This is a genomic window from Streptomyces sp. NPDC051907, assembly GCF_040681075.1.
In the GTDB taxonomy this organism is placed as follows: domain Bacteria; phylum Actinomycetota; class Actinomycetes; order Streptomycetales; family Streptomycetaceae; genus Streptomyces.
Map to the genome: position 1 here is coordinate 1 of NZ_JBFAYB010000011.1, position 18787 is coordinate 18787.

Genomic DNA, 18787 nt, shown 5'->3' on the forward strand with positions numbered 1-18787 from the left:
GCGTCGGCGGGGTGGGCGACGAGGTGCACGACCGCGCCCCGGGCGCCGGTGGCGCCGCCGCGGGCGCCGGGCCCCGCCGAGGTGTCGCGGGCCACGGCCTTGCGCCGCCCGCGCCCCTCGAGATGCCGCTCTTCTTTTGTGAAGGCCCGCCCCACTGACCTACTCCTCAGTCGCTCAACTCACAGAGCCATCACAGTACACACATCCGAACGTCCCCCTGCTGACCAGGCAACTCGACGGGTACGGACGGCTCCGCTTTCTTCTCTCCGCTTTCTTCTCTCAGCGAGTGAGGAGACAGCCGCACGGCTCAGAGCTCCTCGCGCACCCAGTCGCGCAGCCACGCCTTGAACTCCGGGCCGAGGTCCTCGCGTTCGCAGGCGAGCCGGACGATGGCCCGCAGGTAGTCCGCGCGGTCGCCCGTGTCGTACCGCCGCCCGTCGAAGAGGACACCGTGCACCGGGCCGCCGGCCGAGCCGTCCTCGGTCAGCTCCTGGAGCGCGTCGGTGAGCTGGATCTCGCCGCCGCGGCCGGGGGCCGTCCGGCGCAGCACGTCGAAGACCGCGGGGTCGAGGACATAGCGGCCGATGACCGCGTACGAGCTGGGCGCCTCCCCCGCCGCCGGCTTCTCCACCAGGCCGGTGACGCGCACGACGTCGTCCTCCGCCGTGGCCTCGACGGCGGCGCAGCCGTAGAGATGGATCTGCGCCGGGTCGACCTCCATCAGGGCCACGACGCTGCCGCCCAACTGCCGGCGGACCTCGACCATCCGGGCGAGCAGCGGGTCGCGCGGGTCTATCAGGTCGTCCCCGAGGAGCACGGCGAAGGGCTCGTCGCCGACGTGCGCGGCGGCGGAGAGCACCGCGTGCCCCAGGCCCCGCGGGTCGCCTTGGCGGACGTAGTGCACGGAGGCGAGGTCCGCCGACTCCCGCACCATCGACAGCCGTTGGTCGTCGCCCTTGCGGCTGAGCGCGTGCTCGAGCTCGTAGTTGCGGTCGAAGTGGTCTTCCAGGGCCCGCTTGTTGCGGCCGGTCACCAGCAGGACGTCCTCGAGTCCGGCGGCCACCGCCTCCTCGACGACGTACTGGATGGCCGGCTTGTCGACGACGGGGAGCATCTCCTTGGGCGTCGCCTTCGTCGCGGGCAGAAACCTGGTGCCCAGTCCCGCGGCGGGAATGACGGCCTTGACGACGGGCTGGAGAGCTCCAGGACGTGCTTCAGTCACGTGAGTGTTCCTGCTCCTGTGCGATATGCGCGGTCGTGCGGTCGTGCGGTCGTACGACACGTGCTGTACGTGCGATGAGATGGTGACCATACGGTGAACGCCATGAATGTAGCGGCCGACGCCGTCAAGTCGAAAATCGGACAGCTGATCCCAGCCTCGGCCAAGAAGTCGCCGGTCAAGGGCGGTTGACGCAGGCAACCGGTCGGTTGGCGCAGGCCGCGACCGGGGGACGCTCCGGTCCGCCGCCGCCGGAGCGTGCGACGCTGAGCCCATGGACGTACTCGTGGTCGTCGACGGAGCCAATGTCGTGGGCTCGGTGCCCGACGGCTGGTGGCGCGACCGGCGCGGCGCCGCCGAGCGGCTGCGGGACTCGCTCGCCGCCCGCGCCGGGGAGGGGATCGCCGGCCATGCGGGGCCGGTGGAGATCGTGCTGGTCGTCGAGGGCGCGGCGCGCGGCGTGGAGTCGGTGGCCGGAGTGCGGGTGGTCTCCGCGCCCGGCAGCGGCGACGACCGCATCGTGGAGCTGGTGGCCGAGGCGCCCGGACGGTCCTGTGTCGTGGTCACCGCCGACCGGGGGCTCCGGGCGCGTGTGGAGGCGCTGGGCGCGCGGTGCACGGGCCCGCGCTCGGTGCGCGAGGCGGACGGACGCTCCTAGCGAGACGCCCAGACGCCCAGACGCCGAGACGCCGAGACGCCGAGACGCACCCGGCCCCGCGCCTCCCGCCGAGGCGGGACGTACGGGGCCGGGTGCGGCAGACCGCTGTCAGACGCCTAGAACGTGGCGTCCTTGCCCAGTTGGCCGAGACGGCTGTGCTTCCGTCCGTAGAGGAAGTACACGACGATGCCGATCAGCATCCACACGGCGAAACGGAACCACGTCTCGCCCGGCAGGTTCAGCATCAGCCACACCGACGCGGCGATCGAGAGGATCGGCAGGAACGGCACCCAGGGGGTGCGGAAGGCGCGGTGCAGATCGGGCCGGGTGCGGCGCAGGACCATCACGCCGATGGCGACGACCACGAACGCGAAGAGCGTTCCGATGTTCACCAGGGTCGCGAGCTCGTTGATGCTGGTGAAGCCCGCGACGATGGCGATGACCACGCCGAGCAGGATGGTCGGGCGGTAGGGCGTCCTGAAGCGCGGGTGCGTGACGGAGAAGAAGCGCGGCAGCAGGCCGTCGCGGCTCATCGCGAAGAACACACGCGTCTGACCGAGCAGCAGGATGAGGCAGACGGTCGTCAGGCCGACGGCCGCGCCGAAGCTGATCACACCGGCGTAGAAGGGGTGCCCGACCGACTTGAAGGCGTCCGCGAGCGGGGCGCTGACGGACAGCTCGCTGTAGTGCTGCATGCCGGTCACCACGATGGCGACGGCGACGTAGAGGATCGTGCAGATCAGCAGCGAGCCCAGGATGCCGCGCGGCATGTCGCGCTGCGGGAGCTTGGTCTCCTCGGCGGCGGTGGCCACCACGTCGAAGCCGATGAAGGCGAAGAACACCACGGACGCGGCGGTGAAGATGCCCATGACGCCGAAGTTCGTCGGCTCGTACCCGAAGATCAGCTGGACCAGCGGGGCGTCCCATCCTGAGCCGCCCTCGGGGGTCACGGCGGGCGGGATGAACGGCGAGTAGTTGTCGCCGACGATGAAGAACAGGCCCGCGATGATCACGATCATGACGACGGTGACCTTGATGGCCACGACGACGGCGGTGATCCGGGCGGAGAGCTTCATGCCCACGACCAGAATCGCCGTCAGCACCAGCACCAGCAGGAAGGCCAGGATGTCGAACGTGCCCCCGCCCACGTCAGGCCCTTGCAGCGTGTTCGGCAGATGCCAGTCCACGTTGTCCATCAAGGAGCGCACATAGCCGGACCAGCCGACCGCGACCACGGCCGTGCCCAGCGCGAACTCCAGGACCAGGTCCCAGCCGATGATCCACGCGGGCAGCTCGCCGATGGAGGCGTACGCGAACGTGTACGCCGATCCGGCCACCGGGACGGTGGAGGCGAACTCCGCGTAGCAGAGCGCGGCCAGCGCACAGACGATGCCGGCGGCCACGAAGGCCAGCGCGGTCGCCGGTCCGGCGTTCTCCTTGGCCACCTTTCCGGTGAGCACGAAGATGCCGGTGCCGATGATGACACCGACGCCGAAGACGGTCAGATCCCAGGCCGAGAGGGATTTCTTGAGGGCATGCTCCGGCTCTTCGGTGTCGCGGATGGACTGCTCGACCGTCTTGGTCCGAAACAGTCCGTCATCCGCTGGCCCTTGCTCCTGCTGCGTACTCACCGGCGCACCTCCACGCACTCGTCGTGAACGCCATGATTAGGACACTAGCGCCCATAACGACATCCGTAAGGGTGGATTTCACGCGAATGGGCCGGTCGGACCACCCATACAGGGTGACCGGCCGGCCCATCGTCGAGGATGCGGCTGCCTGTCGGTCAGTCGCGCGCGGGCTCCACGGCCTCGCTCTCGTAGCGCCCGTCCAGCTTGGCGACGAGACCCGTGACCTGACGCGCGATGTCCGGGGCGGTCAGGCCGATCTCCGCCAGGACCTCCTTGCGGGAGGCGTGGTCGAGGAAGCGCGGCGGGATGCCGAAGTCGCGCAGCGGGATGTCGACGCCCGCGTCGCGCAGCGCCTGGGAGACCGCGGAGCCGACGCCGCCGGCGCGGCTGTTGTCCTCGACGGTGACGACGACGCGGTGCTGCTCGGCCAGCGGGGCGAGCGCCTCGTCGACCGGCTTGACCCAGCGCGGGTCGACGACGGTGGCGGTGATGCCCTGGGCGTCCAGCAGCGCGGCGATCTCCAGGCACATCGGGGCGAGCGCGCCCACGGAGACCAGGAGGACGTCCGGGCGGTCCGTGCCGGCGGTGCGCAGCACGTCCATCCCGCCGACCTTGCCGACGGCCTTGACGGCCGGGCCGACCGCGCCCTTGGAGAAGCGGACCACCGTGGGCGCGTCGTCCACGGCGACGGCCTCGCGCAGCTGCGCGCGGACTTGGTCGGCGTCGCGCGGGGCGGCGATCCGCAGCCCCGGCACGCACTGCAGGATCGACATGTCCCACATGCCGTTGTGCGAGGCGCCGTCGGTGCCGGTGACGCCGGCCCGGTCGAGGACGAAGGTCACTCCGCAGTTGTGCAGGGCGACGTCCATCAGGACCTGGTCGAAGGCTCGGTTGAGGAAGGTGGCGTACACGGCGAAGACGGGGTGGAGTCCGCCGGTGGCCAGACCGGCGGCGGAGACCGCGCCGTGCTGCTCGGCGATGCCGACGTCGTAGACGCGGTCGGGGAAGGCCTTGGCGAACTTGTCGAGGCCGACCGGCTGGAGCATCGCGGCGGTGATCGCGACGACGTCCTCGCGCTCCCTGCCGAGCTTGACCATCTCCTCGCCGAAGACCGAGGTCCAGTCGACGCCGGAGCTGGCGATCGGCAGCCCGGTGTCGGGGTGGATCTTGCCGACGGCGTGGAAGCGGTCCGCCTCGTCCTGGAGGGCGGGCTGGTAGCCCCGGCCCTTCTCGGTGAGGCAGTGGACGATCACCGGGCCGCCGAAGCGCTTGGCGCGCGCGAGGGCGGACTCCAGGGCCGCGATGTCGTGGCCGTCGATCGGGCCCACGTACTTCAGGCCCAGGTCCTCGAACATGCCCTGCGGCGCGATGAAGTCCTTCAGGCCCTTCTTGGCGCCGTGCAGGGTCTCGTACAGCGGCTTGCCGACGACGGGGGTGCGCTCCAGGATGTCCTTGCCGCGGGCGAGGAAGCGCTCGTAGCCGTCGGTGGTGCGCAGCGTGGCGAGGTGGTTGGCGAGCCCGCCGATGGTGGGGGCGTAGGAGCGCTCGTTGTCGTTGACGACGATCACGAGCGGGCGGTCCTTGGCGGCGGCGATGTTGTTGAGCGCCTCCCAGGCCATGCCGCCGGTCAGCGCGCCGTCGCCGATGACCGCGACGACGTGGTCGTCCTTCTTCAGGACCTCGTTCGCCTTGGCGAGGCCGTCGGCCCAGCCGAGGACCGTGGAGGCGTGCGAGTTCTCGATGACGTCGTGCTCGGACTCGGCCTGCGAGGGGTAGCCGGACAGGCCGCCCTTCATCTTGAGCTTCGAGAAGTCCTGACGGCCGGTGAGCAGCTTGTGCACATAGCTCTGGTGGCCGGTGTCCCAGAGGACCTTGTCCTTCGGGGACTCGAAGACACGGTGCAGGGCGATGGTCAGCTCGACCACGCCGAGGTTGGGACCGAGGTGGCCGCCGGTCTTGGAGACGGCGTCCACCAGGAAGGTCCGGATCTCCGCCGCCAGCTGGTCCAGCTGCTCCGGGCTGAGCCGATCCAGATCGCGCGGTCCCGTGATGCGGGTCAGCAACGCCACCCGTGCCTCCTTGCAGTTGAGCTGGTCGAGCTTCGCTGGGCCTGTCGAGTCTAGTCTTCCGACTCTACCGATCGACGCCTGGGCTACCTGTCAGGCGCCTCCTTCGGGGGTGCCGAGGCTCCTGTTCCTCTTGTGTTCAGCCGTCGGAAAGCGTCGAGGGGCCCTTGCGCACCGCTGAGCACCGGTGACGCTCCGCTGTGCCTCAGATCACGCTCGCGGCCGCGCGCCCTCGGTCGTCGAGCACGTCGAACACATCGAACGCCAACCTCGAACACCGACGTCGAACGCCGATCAGGCCGCCGCCCGGGCGCGGCAACGCGAAGGACCCGGCGTCCGCTGACGCCGGGTCCCTCACCTCTGTTGCTCACTCCTGCCGCGGCTCGACTGAGCCGTCCGCGGCCGCGCGGTCAGGCGCGGCCGGCGGTCCGCTGGGTCTTGCGGGTGACGGAGTCGATGACGACCGTGGCCAGCAGCACGCCACCGGTGATCATGTACTGGATCGGCGTGGCGATGGACTCCAGCGCCAGGCCGTACTGGATCGAGACGATGACCATGACGCCGAGCAGGGCGTTCCAGGTCCGGCCGCGTCCGCCGAAGAGGCTGGTGCCGCCGATGACGGCCGCGGCGATGACGTTCATCAGCAGGTCGCCGGCGCCGGCGCTCTGGTTGGCCGCCGCGATCTTGGACGCCCAGAACAGACCGCCGACGGCGGCGAAGGTGCCCGCGATGGCGAAGACCGAGACACGCACGGCCGTGACGTTGATGCCGGCACGGCGGGACGCCTCGACGCTGCCGCCGAGCGCGAAGATCTTGCGGCCGTAGGTGGTGCGGCGGAGCACGAAGTCCGTGATCACCAGCACTGCCAGGAACAGCACCAGCGCGAGGGGCAGACCCTTGTACTGGTTGAACATGGCCGCCGCGGCGAAGGCGACGACGGCCAGCAGGACCGTGCGCACCACGATGTCCACGAGCGGCCTCGACGGGATGCCGGCGGCCGCGCGGCGGCGGTTGTCGAAGAAGGACGAGAGGAAGAACCCGGCCACCGCGACCGCGGCCAGACCGTAGGCGGCGGCCACGTCGGAGAAGTAGTACGTGGTCAGCTTGCCGACGATGCCGTCGCTGTCCAGGTTGATGGTGCCCTGGTCGCCCAGCAGCTGGAGCATGAAGCCCAGCCAGAACAGCAGGCCGGCCAGGGTGACCGCGAACGCGGGCGCGCCGATCCTGGCGAAGAAGAAGCCGTGGATCGCGCCGATGGCCGCGCCGCTGACGATGGCGACGAGGACCGCGAGCCACTCGTTCATGCCGTGGGTGACGGTGAGCACGGCGACGATCGCGCCGGAGACGCCGCTGACCGAGCCGACGGACAGATCGATCTCGCCGAGCAGCAGCACGAAGATGATGCCGACGGCCATCATGCCGGTGGCGACCATGGTGACGGCGATGTTGCTCAGGTTCTGCGCGGAGAGGAACTGCGAGTTCATGCTCTGGAAGATCACGCAGATGAGGATCAGACCGACCACGACGGGCATCGAGCCCAGGTCGCCGGCGTGCATCTTGCGCTTGAACTCCGAGACGTACCCGGCCAGGCCCTGCTCGCGCACCAGCAGCCGGGGGTCGACCGCGGTGAGCGCGTCGTGCGCGGCCTCCGGGTTGACCACGGGCGCGTCGTGGGGTGCGGAGGTCTTTTCCGTGTTCACTTGCCAACCTCCGTGGTGCGCGCCGCGCGGCGGGTCACGGCGTTGTCCGTGGCGCCGGTGATGGCGGAGATGATCTCTTCCTGAGAGGTCGACTTCACGTCGAAGACGCCGTTGTTGCGACCGAGGCGGAGCACCGCCACCTTGTCCGCGACGGCCTTCACATCGGCCATGTTGTGGCTGATGAGGATGACCGCGTGGCCCCGCTCGCGCAGCCGCTCGACCAGGTCGAGGACCTGCGCGGTCTGCTCTACGCCGAGGGCGGCGGTCGGCTCGTCGAGGATGACCAGCTTGGGCTCGCCGAGCATGGAGCGGGCGATGGCCACGGTCTGGCGCTGGCCGCCGGACAGCGAGGCGATCGGGATGCGCACGCTGGGGATCCGGATCGACAGGGTCTTGAGGAGCTCGAGGGCGCGGCGCTCCATCTCGACCTCGTTCAGGACGCCGCGCCTGCGCAGCTCCCGGCCGAGGTAGAGGTTGCCGACCACGTCGATGTTGTCGCAGAGCGCGAGGTCCTGGTAGACGGTCGCGATGCCCAGGTTCTGGGCGTCGTGCGGCCTGCTGATCGATACCTTCCTGCCTTCCCACTCGATGACGCCCTCATCGATGGGGTGCACGCCGGCGATCGTCTTGACCAGCGTGGACTTTCCGGCGCCGTTGTCGCCGACAAGGGCGACCACCTCGCCGCCGTGGACCTCAAGCTCTACGTCGGTGAGCGCCTGCACTGCACCGAATCGCTTGGAGACCCCGCGCAACGCCAGCACGGGCGTAGCGGACACGTGAACCATCTCCTTCGCCGCCTGACCGGCGGGGATGCCGCGCCCAACGATCAGGCGCGGAGGTTGAGCAGAAGCGAACAGAGGGGAGAAGCGTTTCTGTACGGCGCCCCGCCCCGCCTGCGGGGGCTGGATGAGGAGGCGGGACGCCGACAGGCTTCCGGGCGAGCAAGCTCCAGCGGGACCATGGGGCCCGCAGAGGCTTACTTCAGGCCGATTGCGTCGCAGGCGGCCTTGTACTTCGGGGTGCAGATCTCGGCGACGGTGTACACGCCGTCCTTGATGACCGTGTCCTTGATGTTGTCCTTGGTCAGGGAGACGACCGGGACCAGGACCGCGGGGATCTTCTTCGTGGTCGGGCTGTCGACGTCCGCCTGGGCGACGGAGGTGACCTTCTCGCCCTTGGCCAGCAGCACGGCCATCTCAGCCGCGGCGGCGGCCTCGGGCGCGTACGGCTTGTAGACGCTCATGTACTGCTCGCCCGCGACGATCCGCTGCACGCCCGCCAGCTCGGCGTCCTGGCCGGTGACCGGGGGGAGCTTGGCGAAGCCGCCGGCCTTCAGGGCGGTGATGATGCCGCCCGCCATGCCGTCGTTCGCGGAGTAGACGCCGATGATCTCGTCCTTGCCGAGGGCCGAGATCGCGGCCTCCATGTTGGCGTTGGCGTTCTCCGGCTTCCACTCCTTGGTGTCGTACTCCTTGCCGATGTTCACCTTGCCCTTGAGCTCGGCGAGCGCGCCCTTCTTGAAGAGGGCGGCGTTCGGGTCGGTGATCGCGCCGTTCATCATCACGATCTGGCCGTCCTTGGCCTTGTCCCCGAGGGCGCCGAGGAGCGCCTTGCCCTGGACGTGGCCGACCTCTTCGTTGTCGAAGGAGGTGTACGCGTCGATCGGGCCCTCGGCCAGGCGGTCGAAGGCGACGACCGGGATGCCGGCCTCCTTGGCCTTCTTCACACCGCCGGCGATGGCCTTGGAGTCGACCGCGTCCACGATCAGGACGTCGACCTTGTTGGTGATCATGGTGTCGATCTGCTGCGTCTGCAGGGTCGCGTCCTGCTTGGCGTTGGCGTACTCGACCTTGCCCTTGCCGTTGGTGAGCTCGCTGACCTTCTTCTCGATGAGCGGCCGGTCGAACTTCTCGTAGCGAGCGGTCTGGTTCTCGGGAAGGAGCAGACCGACCTTGATGGCGTCGCCCTTGGCGGCGCCGGACTCCTTGGTGCCTTCGCCGGACTCCTTGGCGCTGCCACAGGCGGCGAGGGAGACAGCCATCGTGGTGGCTGCTACGGCTACGGCGGCACGACGCATGCTCGTGTTCATCTTCGAAACCTCCCTGACGAGGCCGCGTCCTTGCGGCCGAGGTGGCTGGAAGTCAACTCGGCCCCGGAGTCAGCGTCAAGGAGTAAATCCTTAACGAGATGACAACGGTGCCATTCGTTATCTAAGTGAAGACAGGCGCGCTGACCGGCAGCGCGCTGTCGAGAAGGGATGAATCACCCATCTCGCTGAGCACCAGGGCAAGGGCGCCCAGCACCTCGGCTCGTCCGCCCAGCGCTCCCGGCGCCACCGAGAGCTGCCGTGCGGCACTGGGGATGGCGTACCGGGAGACAGACTCGCGAATCGGTCCCAGTACCAACTCTCCAGCTTCCGCCAGATCGCCGCCCAGCACCACTCGGCTGGGGTTCAGGAGGTTGCAGAGGTTGGCCACGCCGCTGCCGATATGACGGCCCACGTCGCCCACCACACGGCGGCAGCCGGGGTCCCCCTCGCGGGCCAGCTGCACCACGCGCTCCATGGTCAGATCGGCCCCGTGGCTCGGCTGGAGCAGCGGCAGCACATAGCGGGCGGCGGCGAAGGTCTCCAGGCAGCCGCGGTTTCCGCAGCGGCAGACCGGGCCCGACTCGTCCAGGGTGATATGGCCGATCTCGCCGGCCGTGCCGCCCGGTCCGCGGTAGATCTGACCGTCTATGACCAGGCCGGCGCCGACGCCGCTGGCGACCTTGATGTACGCGAGGTCCTTCACCCCGCGCCCGCTGCCCCAGACCAGCTCGCCCAGGGCGCCGAGGTTGGCGTCGTTGTCCACGTACACCGGCACTCCGAGCCGCCCGGAGAGCTCCTTGGAGGGGTTGATCCCGGTCCAGCCCGGCAGGATCGCGGTGGAGCCCAGCGTGCCGGACTCCACGTCGATGGGTCCTGGCACGCCCAGGCCCACGCCGATCACCTTGTCGAGGCCGATCCCGGTGGCCGCGATCAGCCGGTTGACCAGGGCTTCCGCCCGGCCGAAGCCCTGCGCGGAGGACGCGTCCACATCGAGTGGCTCGGACTCCTCGGCGAGCACCTGGTGGGCGAGGTTCCCGATGGCGACGCGCAGGTGGGTGTGGCCGAAGTCGACGCCGATGACGATGCCCGCGTCGCCGCTGAGCGAGACGCTGCGGGCCCGCCGGCCGCCTGCGGAGGTGGGCGTGACCTCGACGGTTCCGCCGTCCTTCAGCTCACGAACGATATTGGAGACCGTGGCCGCCGAGAGGCCGGTGCTCCTGGCGATCTCAGCCTGCGTGAGCGAGCCGGCCATGCGCACCGCGCGCACGACCCGCTCGAGGTTGGCCCGGTGCAGTGACGTCTGCGAACCCGGAGTCTCCATTGACTCATCCACTCCTGCCCCCGGTGGGCGGCACGACGACCGCCCCCGGCCGGGACCGCCACGATGGCACCCCGACGTTTCTCCAACTTGTGAACTCTAAGCTCAACTGGAGGCGGTTATCACGTCAAGACCTTGAGCGGACACAACGACGACACGGCCCCGCCCGACAGCGTCGGGCGGGGCCGTGCCAAGAGGTCTGCGTCGGCGGCGAAGCCGCTCGGTTTCCGGGCGCCTGCCTACTTCAGAGTGCCTGCGGTGAGGCCGGACTGCACTTGGCGCTGGAAGGAGAGGTAGACGACGATCACCGGGAGCATGGCGATCGTCATGCCCGCGAAGATCACCGGCAGGTCGCCCTCGTAGCCCTGCTGCTGGTTCAGCAGCACCAGGCCCTGGGTCAGCACCGAGCGGTCCTTGTCGAAGCCGCTCTGCTGCTGCATCAGCGTCATGGGCAGGATGTACTGGTTCCACTGCCCCAGCACGTTGAAGATCCCGACGCTGAGCAGACCCGGCTTGGCCATGGGGACCATGACCTGGAAGAAGATCCGGGTGTGCGAGGCCCCGTCGATCACCGCGGCCTCGTGGACGGCCGTCGGCAGCGTCCGGAAGAACGCGTGCATGAAGAAGACGGTGAACGGCAGCGAGTAGGCGACGTACACCAGGATCAGGCCCTGGTAGGTGTTGAGCATGCCGAGCATGTCGACCAGGAAGTACAGCGGCACCAGGCCCAGGTACACCGGGAACATCGCGCCCGCGACGAAGAAGTAGTAGAAGAAGCGGTTGCCCGGGAAGTCGTACCGCGCCAGGACGTAGGCCGCCATGGAGCCCAGCAGCATGGTCAGCGGGATGGAGAAGGCGAGAACGATCAAGGTGTTGACGAAGTAGTCGCCGATCCCCTTCTCCCACGCGCGGTTGAACGCGTCGAGGTTCCAGTTCGAGGGCCAGGACCAGGCGCTCGCGCCGATCTCGGAGTCCGTCTTGAAGGAGCCGAGCAGCAGCCAGACGAGCGGCAGGACGATCATCACGGCCCACAGCAGCAGGAAGCCGTGCGAGAACACGTTGAGGGCCCTGCCCTCCTCGGCGCCTGCGCGCGCGCCGCGGCGGCCCTCCCCGTCCTTCGTCACCGGCCCGCCCGGGCGGGCGTCGTCCTTGGCGACGTCGGAGATGGTCCGGGTCTGAGACATGACGTGCTCCCCGCTCAGTATTCGATGCGCTCGCGGCGGCTGACCCGCAGCGTGACGAGGGACAGGAACAGCGTGAGGACCAGGATCACGACGCCCATCGCGCACGCGTAGCCGCTCTTCCCGAAGGAGAGGAAGTTACGCATCAGATAGGTCGCCATGACCTCGCTGTTGTGATCGGGTCCGCCGCCGAAGCTGTTGCCCGGCGTCATGACGGAGATCAGCGCGAAGCAGTCCATGGCCAGGATCGCGAGATACACCCAGGCCGTCTGGACGGTGTCCCACAGCAGCGGCAGCGTCACCTTGAAGAAGGACTGGACGCGGCTCGCGCCGTCGAGCAGGGCCGCTTCGTAGATCTCCTTGGGAACCGACTGCATGGCGGCCGAGAACAGGACGAGATAGAAGCCGACGCCCCACCAGAGCAGGACGAACGCCACGCACCACAGCACGAGACCGGGTTCGTTGAGCCATTCGATGGGATGGGCCGGGTCGGACAGGCCCAGCTTGACGAAGATGCCGTTGATCAGGCCGGCGACGTCGCCGCGGTAGATCGCGCGCCAGAGCACGGCGAGGATGGCGATGGACAGCACATGCGGGATGAAGAAGAGAATCTTGTAGACGCCTGATCCCCAGACGCCTCGAATTCCGCCCGATCCGCCCCGCCCGCCCACGTTCACCATGAAGGCGAAGAACAGGGCGAGCAGGATGGTCGCGATCGGCAGGAAGATCAGGAGCAGGACGTTGTTCCACAGTGCGCTCAGGAAGACGCTGTCCGAGAACAACGCGGTGTAGTTGTCCAGTCCGACGAAACTCATCTCCTGCGACTGGCCCTGCCAGTCAGTGAAGGAGTAGCCGAACGTCTGCATATACGGCCAGATCATGAAGACCGCGTACAGCACCACCGGAACGATCAGAAATCCGGTGACGAACCGGTTCTTTCCCTGTTGCATGGCACCCTGCCCCTGATTCCCGGACTCCGTTTACGGACGCTTGTTGTTCTTGCTCGCCGGGTCCTGGCGGGCCTTGTCGACGGCTGCCTGCGCTCGCTTCAGCCACTCGTTCGGCGGAATGCGCTTGGCCATCAGCTCGGCGGACGCCGTACGGATGCTCTCGTCCATCTCGCTGTACCAGGTGGTGTAGAAGTAGTCGAACCTCTGCTCCACCGGACAGGCGTCGACGGCCTCGACGGCCGACTTGGTGCCCGGGCGGAGCGTGACGCTCTTGTCCACGCCGTCCTGGACGATGGTCAGCGAGTTGGCCTCCTGCGCGAACTTGGTGGACCACTCCTTCGAGCACATCAGACGCAGGAACTCCAGGCCGCCCGACTTGTTCTTCGCCTTGGCCGGGACGATGAACGGCTCGCCCGCGCCGGCCCGGATCGCCGCGAAGGGCAGCTTGCTGTCCGGCAGCAGCGGCATCGGCAGGAACTTCATGTCGAAGTCCGCCGGGGTCTGCTTGAGCTGCTCGTTCTCCAGCCAGGAGCCGGAGGGGATGAAGACGGCCTTGCCCTTGTTCCAGGCGGTCTGCGACTCGATGTGGTCCAGGGCGTTGGTGCCCGGCATGAGCAGGCCCTTCTCGACGATCTCGTAGATCGCCTCGATGGACTGCTTCGCGGCGTCGCTGCCGACGAACGCCTTGGGGTCGAGGTTGTCGATCGCCTTCATGGCGTCCAGACCGCCGGTCTTGGCGATCAGGTCCATGATCATGACGTTGATGTAGTACGGGTGCTTGCCCTGGTGGGCGAGCCCGCCGATGCCGTCCGCCTTCGCCTCCTGCATGATCCCCAGGAAGGCGTCCCAGGTCTTCGGCACCTCCCAGCCCTTCTCCTTGAAGAGCTTGCCGGAGTACCAGACGCCCCAGACGGTGTACACGTACTGCAGCGCGTGCATCTTTCCGCCGATGAAGCCCTTGTCGGCGGTGCCCGGGATGAGGACGTCCTTGACCTTCTTGGCCGGGTCGTCGACCGAGGGGGCCTCGAGCAGCTCGGTGAGGTCCGCGAGCTGGTTGTTCTTGTGCAGGACGTCGAGCTTGATCTGCTGGGCGCCGGAGTTGTCGATGACGTCCGGGGGGTTGCCGGCGTTGAAGCGGGGCTGGAGCTTTCCGGTGATCTCCTGGGTGCCCAGGTGGCTGATCTTCGGGCCCCACTTGGTCTGGTAGAGCTTCTCCCACTCGATGGCGTACTGGTCGCCGAAGCCGCCCTTGAAGATGACGACGTCGAGGGTGCCGCCCTTGGTGACGCCGAACGGATTCTCCTTCGTCACCTTGCCCTTGGCCTGCTCCTGGTCCTTGCCGCCGCCGCTGCTCGCACACGCGGACAGAAAACTCATGGTCGGTACGGCGATCAGGCCGAGTGCAGCGGAACGCTTGATCAGATCTCGGCGCCCGAGGCCCTCATCGTTGCGTGCGGAGGTGGATCCCATGCTCAAGTCCTCGCCTTCTCCAGGACTCAGGCGGTGTACCGGTCGCCCGTCCATCTCGCCACAGGCGAAGGGCCCCGCCACCGCGGTCAGTTGCTGTGTCTTCCCGGAGGGAGACTCAGTGAAGCTGGGGTCGTGCACGGTCGACAGCGGGAACGGACCGTCTGCGGCGGGCCATGGTCTGACTCGTGCCGCGGCGCCCCGTCCCCCCTCGCCCGCTGCCTCGTGGAACAGCTATGCGGACGCCGACAGGTATAGTCCACTTCCCGGTGACTGAGCAAGATCGAAAGCAAGGTTGGGCGGCAGTCTTTCCCGAGTTGAGACCTCGGGGATATCTGAGACTCGCCCCTCGCCATACGACCACAGCATTCTTCGCAGAGCGACGGAATCCGGCCGCCTGGTCCGCTCAACACCCTTGACACCGTACGGCACTTACCTCCCTACTAGAGCCTGCGCATCGCTCCTGACAACGTTGTCCAACGCGGCTTCCAGTGGAGGAAAGGCCCGGGATGCAGCCCAGACCAAGAGCCCGCCAGACACGATTTCCCGCGGTCACCCTCGTGGCGGCCGCTTCACTTCTTGTGTTGACGGCGCCGTCGGCCGCCGTCGCTCTTTCCACCCCCGACGCCGCCCGCCCCTCACCGGCGGACCGGGAATTCAGATCATCCTTCGAAGCGGACGAGCCACAGCCCGACTGGCGCAACACCGTCGATCTCGGAGCCGACGGAAAGAAGCGGTCATCCGGGGTCAATGGCGGCTTCTCCAGCGGAATACCGGGCAATGTCACCGACAGAGTGACCGAGCTGCGCGCCAGCGACGAGAACGCGGGCTCGGGCGAGACCAAAGAGAATCTGGTGGATCTTCAGCCGAGCACGAAATGGCTGGGATTCGAGCGGACTTCGTGGATCGAGTTCGACACCGATGCCCCGGTCAAGCTCGCCGTCTACGCGCTGACCTCGGCCAACGACCACGCCGAGCGCGACCCCAGGGACTGGACCCTCAAGGGCTCGACGGACGGCAAGGAGTGGAAGGTCCTGGACTCCCGCGAGGGCCAGACCTTCGACAAGCGCTTCCAGACCAAGACGTACGACATAGCCGGCGCCTCGGCCGCGTACGCGCACTACCGGCTGGAGATCGCCAAGAACAACGGCGCCTCCGACGCGACCCAGCTCGCCGACGTCCAGTTCTCCGACGGAGACACCAGCACGCCCACGCCCGACGACATGCGCAGCCAGGTCGACCGGGGCCCCGGCGGCTCCCCCACCGCCAAGGCGAACGCGGGATTCACCGGAAAGCGTGCGCTGAAGTACGCCGGAACCCACGAGCCGGACGGCCGGGCCTACTCGTACAACAAGATCTTCGACGTCGACACGGCGGTCCGCCGCGACACCGAGCTGTCGTACCGGATCTTCCCCTCGCTGCCGGAGACGGACCTCGGCTATCCGGCCACGAACGTGTCCGTGGACCTGGCCTTCACCGACGGCACCTATCTGAGCGACCTGCGGGCCGTGGACTCCCACGGCGGACAGCTCTCGCCGCAGGGGCAGGGCGCGGCCAAGCGGCTGTACGTCAACCAGTGGAACCATGTCTCGTCCAGGATCGGCGCGGTCGCGGCCGGCAAGACGGTCGACCGGATCCTGGTGGCGTACGACTCCCCCAAGGGCCCGGCGAAGTTCCAGGGCTGGATCGACGACCTCGCGCTCGCGCCCAAGGCCCCCGAGAAGCGGCTGGAGCGGCTGTCGGACTACGCGTCGACCACCCGGGGCACCAACTCCAGCGGCTCCTTCTCGCGCGGCAACACCTTCCCCGCGACCGCCGTCCCGCACGGCTTCAACTTCTGGACGCCGGTGACCAACTCTGCGTCCAAGAGCTGGCTGTACGAGTACGCGCGCGCCAACAACGCGGACAATCTGCCGACCCTGCAGTCCTTCAGCGCCAGCCATGAGCCCAGCCCGTGGATGGGCGACCGGCAGACCTTCCAGGTGATGCCGTCCGCGGCGGCCGGCACTCCGGACACCGCCCGCGCGGGGCGAGCCCTCCCCTTCCGCCACGACAAGGAGACGGCCCGCCCGCACTACTACGGAGTCGCCTTCGAGAACGGCCTCAAGGCCGAGATGACGCCGACCGACCACGCGGCGATGATGCGGTTCACCTATCCCGGCGACGACGCGAGCGTCGTCTTCGACAACGTCACCAGCGAGGGCGGGCTGACGCTGGACGCCGGCGCCGGCTCGTTCACCGGCTTCTCGGACGTCAAGAGCGGGCTGTCCACCGGGGCCACGCGGATGTTCGTGTACGGCGTCTTCGACGCGCCGGTCACCTCGTCCGCCTCCTCGGGCGTCGCCGGGCATCTGCGCTTCGACGCGGGCGCGGACCGAACCGTCAACCTGCGCATCGCCACCTCGCTCATCAGCGTGGACCAGGCGAAGAAGAACCTGGCCGACGAGATCCCGGCGGGCACGCGCTTCGAGCGGGTGAGGGACCGGGCGCAGGACGCCTGGGACGCGCTGCTGGGCCGGGTGGAGGTCGAGGGCGCGAGCCACGACCAGCTGACCACGCTCTACTCCAGCCTGTACCGGCTGTACCTGTATCCCAACTCCGGCTTCGAGAACACCGGCACCAAGGCGCGGCCCAAGCACCAGTACGCGAGCCCGTTCTCGCCGATGACCGGTCCGGACACGCCGACCCGCACCGGCGCGAAGATCGTCGACGGCAAGGTCTACGTCAACAACGGCTTCTGGGACACCTACCGCACGACCTGGCCCGCGTACTCCTTCCTCACCCCGAAGAAGGCGGGCGAGCTGGTGGACGGCTTCGTCCAGCAGTACAAGGACGGCGGCTGGATCTCGCGCTGGTCCTCGCCCGGCTACGCCGACCTGATGACCGGCACCAGCTCGGACGTGGCCTTCGCCGACGCGTACGTCAAGGGCGTGGACTTCGACGCGAAGGCGGCGTACGAGGCGGCGCTGAAGAACGCGACGGTCGTGCCGCCCTCCTCGGGGGTGGGCCGCAAGGGCATGGAGACCTCGCCGTTCCGCGGCTACGCCTCCACCGAGACCCATGAGGGCCTGTCCTGGTCGCTGGAGGGGTACCTCAACGACTACGGCCTCGCGAAGATGGGCCAGGCGCTCTACAAGAAGACGAAGAACGCCCGCTACAAGGAGGAGTCCGCGTACTTCCTCAACCGGGCCCGCGGCTATGTCTCGCTCTTCGACGCGAAGGCCGGCTTCTTCCAGGGCCGCGATCTGAAGGGCGACTGGCGGGTCGAGAGCGGGAAGTACGACCCGCGGGTGTGGGGCTACGACTACACCGAGACCAACGGCTGGGGCTATGCCTTCACCGCGCCCCAGGACAGCCGCGGCCTGGCCAACCTCTACGGCGGGCGGGCGGGGCTCGGCCAGAAGCTCGACGCGTACTTCTCCACGCCGGAGACCGCGAGCCCCGAGTTCGTCGGCTCGTACGGCAGCGTCATCCATGAGATGACCGAGGCGCGCGATGTGCGGATGGGGATGTACGGCCACTCCAACCAGGTCGCCCACCACGTCCCGTACATGTACAACGCCGCGTCCCAGCCCTGGAAGACGCAGGAGAAGGTGCGCGAGGTGCTCTCGCGGCTCTACACCGGCAGCGAGATCGGGCAGGGCTACCACGGCGACGAGGACAACGGCGAGCAGTCGGCCTGGTACCTCTTCTCCGCGCTCGGCTTCTATCCGCTGGTGATGGGCAGCGGCGAGTACGCGATCGGCTCGCCGCTGTTCACCAAGGCGACCGTCCGTCTCGACAACGGCCGCACGCTGGTGGTCAAGGCCCCGAAGAACAGCGCGAAGAACGTCTACGTCCAGGGTCTGAAGGTGAACGGCGAGTCCTGGAGCTCCACCGCGCTGCCGCACGATCTGATCGCGCGGGGCGGCACGCTGGAGTTCGCGATGGGCGCCAAGCCGTCGGCGTGGGGCACGGGCGCCAAGGCGGCGCCGGTCTCGATCACCCAGGACGACAAGGCGCCCGCGCCGCGCGGTGACGCGATCACGGCGGAGGGTCCGCTCTTCGACGACGCCTCGGGCACGGCGGCGCAGGTCGAGTCGGTGGGCCTGCCGGTCGAGGCGGGGACGCTGGCGGTCCAGTACACCCTGACGTCGGCCACGGCGGCCGCGGCGCCGAAGGGCTGGACGCTCCAGGGCTCCGCCGACGGCACACGGTGGAAGACGCTGGACAAGCGGTCCGGGCAGTCCTTCGCATGGGACCGGCAGACCCGGGCGTTCACGGTGTCGGCGCCCGGCGCGTACGCGCACTACCGGCTGGTGCTCGACGGCTCGGCGACGCTGGCGGAGGTGGAACTGCTGCGGTAGCTCCTGCGGAGGCGGGCGCCATACCGGCTCCGGCACGCCGGACGAAGTCTGGGGGGAGGTTGAGGCGCGGGGTCCGGGGCCGGGCCCCCAATTCAGCCTCGCCGGCGTTTGAGGCGCGGGGTCCGGGGCAGCGCCCCGCGGGCAGCCCGCACAGGGCGCGAA

The 18787-nt window shown here is 68.6% G+C and carries 12 protein-coding genes; 2 read left to right on the top strand and 10 right to left on the bottom strand.

Annotated features, from left to right (window positions below; genetic code table 11):
* Positions 1–307: 307 nt before the first annotated feature.
* Positions 308–1222, bottom strand: coding sequence for a UTP--glucose-1-phosphate uridylyltransferase GalU (galU, locus tag AB0M39_RS09695; protein WP_365362049.1), 915 nt, complete (start codon positions 1220–1222; stop codon positions 308–310).
* Positions 1223–1493: 271 nt separating this feature from the next.
* Here galU and AB0M39_RS09700 point away from each other — a divergent pair, with 271 nt between their 5' ends.
* A complete protein-coding gene (locus AB0M39_RS09700; protein ID WP_365362051.1) occupies positions 1494–1877 on the top strand; it encodes an NTP pyrophosphohydrolase in 384 nt (127 codons plus the stop codon).
* 116 nt (positions 1878–1993) lie between these two features.
* On the opposite strand, the gene AB0M39_RS09705 is transcribed toward AB0M39_RS09700, so the two are convergent.
* The 9 genes from AB0M39_RS09705 to ngcE form a co-directional block, all read right to left on the bottom strand.
* Complete coding sequence (locus tag AB0M39_RS09705) at positions 1994–3508, bottom strand: amino acid permease (protein ID WP_365362053.1); 1515 nt, start codon at positions 3506–3508, stop codon at positions 1994–1996.
* A gap of 155 nt (positions 3509–3663) precedes the next feature.
* Positions 3664–5577, bottom strand: coding sequence for a 1-deoxy-D-xylulose-5-phosphate synthase (gene dxs, locus AB0M39_RS09710; protein WP_365362055.1), 1914 nt, complete (start codon positions 5575–5577; stop codon positions 3664–3666).
* 407 nt (positions 5578–5984) lie between these two features.
* Entirely contained in the window at positions 5985–7274 is a 1290-nt protein-coding gene (locus tag AB0M39_RS09715; protein WP_365362057.1) for a sugar ABC transporter permease, read from the bottom strand.
* The gene (locus tag AB0M39_RS09720; RefSeq protein WP_365362059.1) at positions 7271–8059 is read right to left on the bottom strand and encodes an ATP-binding cassette domain-containing protein; all 789 of its coding nucleotides are present in this window, start codon (positions 8057–8059) and stop codon (positions 7271–7273) included. The genes AB0M39_RS09715 and AB0M39_RS09720 overlap by 4 nt, the downstream gene beginning before the upstream one ends.
* Positions 8060–8250: 191 nt before the next feature.
* Complete coding sequence (locus AB0M39_RS09725) at positions 8251–9363, bottom strand: substrate-binding domain-containing protein (protein WP_365362061.1); 1113 nt, start codon at positions 9361–9363, stop codon at positions 8251–8253.
* Positions 9364–9484: 121 nt separating this feature from the next.
* The gene (locus tag AB0M39_RS09730) at positions 9485–10684 is read right to left on the bottom strand and encodes an ROK family transcriptional regulator (protein WP_365362063.1); all 1200 of its coding nucleotides are present in this window, start codon (positions 10682–10684) and stop codon (positions 9485–9487) included.
* Between the two features lie 236 nt (positions 10685–10920).
* Positions 10921–11865 (bottom strand): carbohydrate ABC transporter permease, encoded by a 945-nt coding sequence (locus AB0M39_RS09735; RefSeq protein WP_365362065.1) that lies wholly within the window; start codon positions 11863–11865, stop codon positions 10921–10923.
* Positions 11866–11879: 14 nt separating this feature from the next.
* Entirely contained in the window at positions 11880–12812 is a 933-nt protein-coding gene (locus AB0M39_RS09740; protein ID WP_365362067.1) for a sugar ABC transporter permease, read from the bottom strand.
* A 30-nt stretch (positions 12813–12842) separates the two neighbouring features.
* Positions 12843–14282, bottom strand: a complete 1440-nt coding sequence (gene ngcE, locus AB0M39_RS09745; RefSeq protein WP_365362069.1) for an N-acetylglucosamine/diacetylchitobiose ABC transporter substrate-binding protein — start codon at positions 14280–14282, stop codon at positions 12843–12845.
* Positions 14283–14788: 506 nt separating this feature from the next.
* Here ngcE and AB0M39_RS09750 point away from each other — a divergent pair.
* Positions 14789–18625: a GH92 family glycosyl hydrolase gene (locus AB0M39_RS09750; RefSeq protein ID WP_365362071.1), complete on the top strand. Its 3837-nt coding sequence runs from the start codon at positions 14789–14791 to the stop codon at positions 18623–18625.
* The last annotated feature ends 162 nt before the right edge of the window (positions 18626–18787 follow it).

What these genes read in the sequence shown, in the direction of transcription:
- AB0M39_RS09700 (WP_365362051.1), top strand. Translation starts at nt 1,494, where the DNA reads ATGGACGTACTCGTGGTCGTCGACGGAGCCAATGTCGTGGGCTCGGTG.
- AB0M39_RS09720 (WP_365362059.1), bottom strand. Translation starts at nt 8,059, where the DNA reads ATGGTTCACGTGTCCGCTACGCCCGTGCTGGCGTTGCGCGGGGTCTCC.
- AB0M39_RS09725 (WP_365362061.1), bottom strand. Translation starts at nt 9,363, where the DNA reads ATGAACACGAGCATGCGTCGTGCCGCCGTAGCCGTAGCAGCCACCACG.
- AB0M39_RS09730 (WP_365362063.1), bottom strand. Translation starts at nt 10,684, where the DNA reads ATGGAGACTCCGGGTTCGCAGACGTCACTGCACCGGGCCAACCTCGAG.
- AB0M39_RS09735 (WP_365362065.1), bottom strand. Translation starts at nt 11,865, where the DNA reads ATGTCTCAGACCCGGACCATCTCCGACGTCGCCAAGGACGACGCCCGC.
- AB0M39_RS09740 (WP_365362067.1), bottom strand. Translation starts at nt 12,812, where the DNA reads ATGCAACAGGGAAAGAACCGGTTCGTCACCGGATTTCTGATCGTTCCG.
- ngcE (WP_365362069.1), bottom strand. Translation starts at nt 14,282, where the DNA reads ATGGGATCCACCTCCGCACGCAACGATGAGGGCCTCGGGCGCCGAGAT.
- AB0M39_RS09750 (WP_365362071.1), top strand. Translation starts at nt 14,789, where the DNA reads ATGCAGCCCAGACCAAGAGCCCGCCAGACACGATTTCCCGCGGTCACC.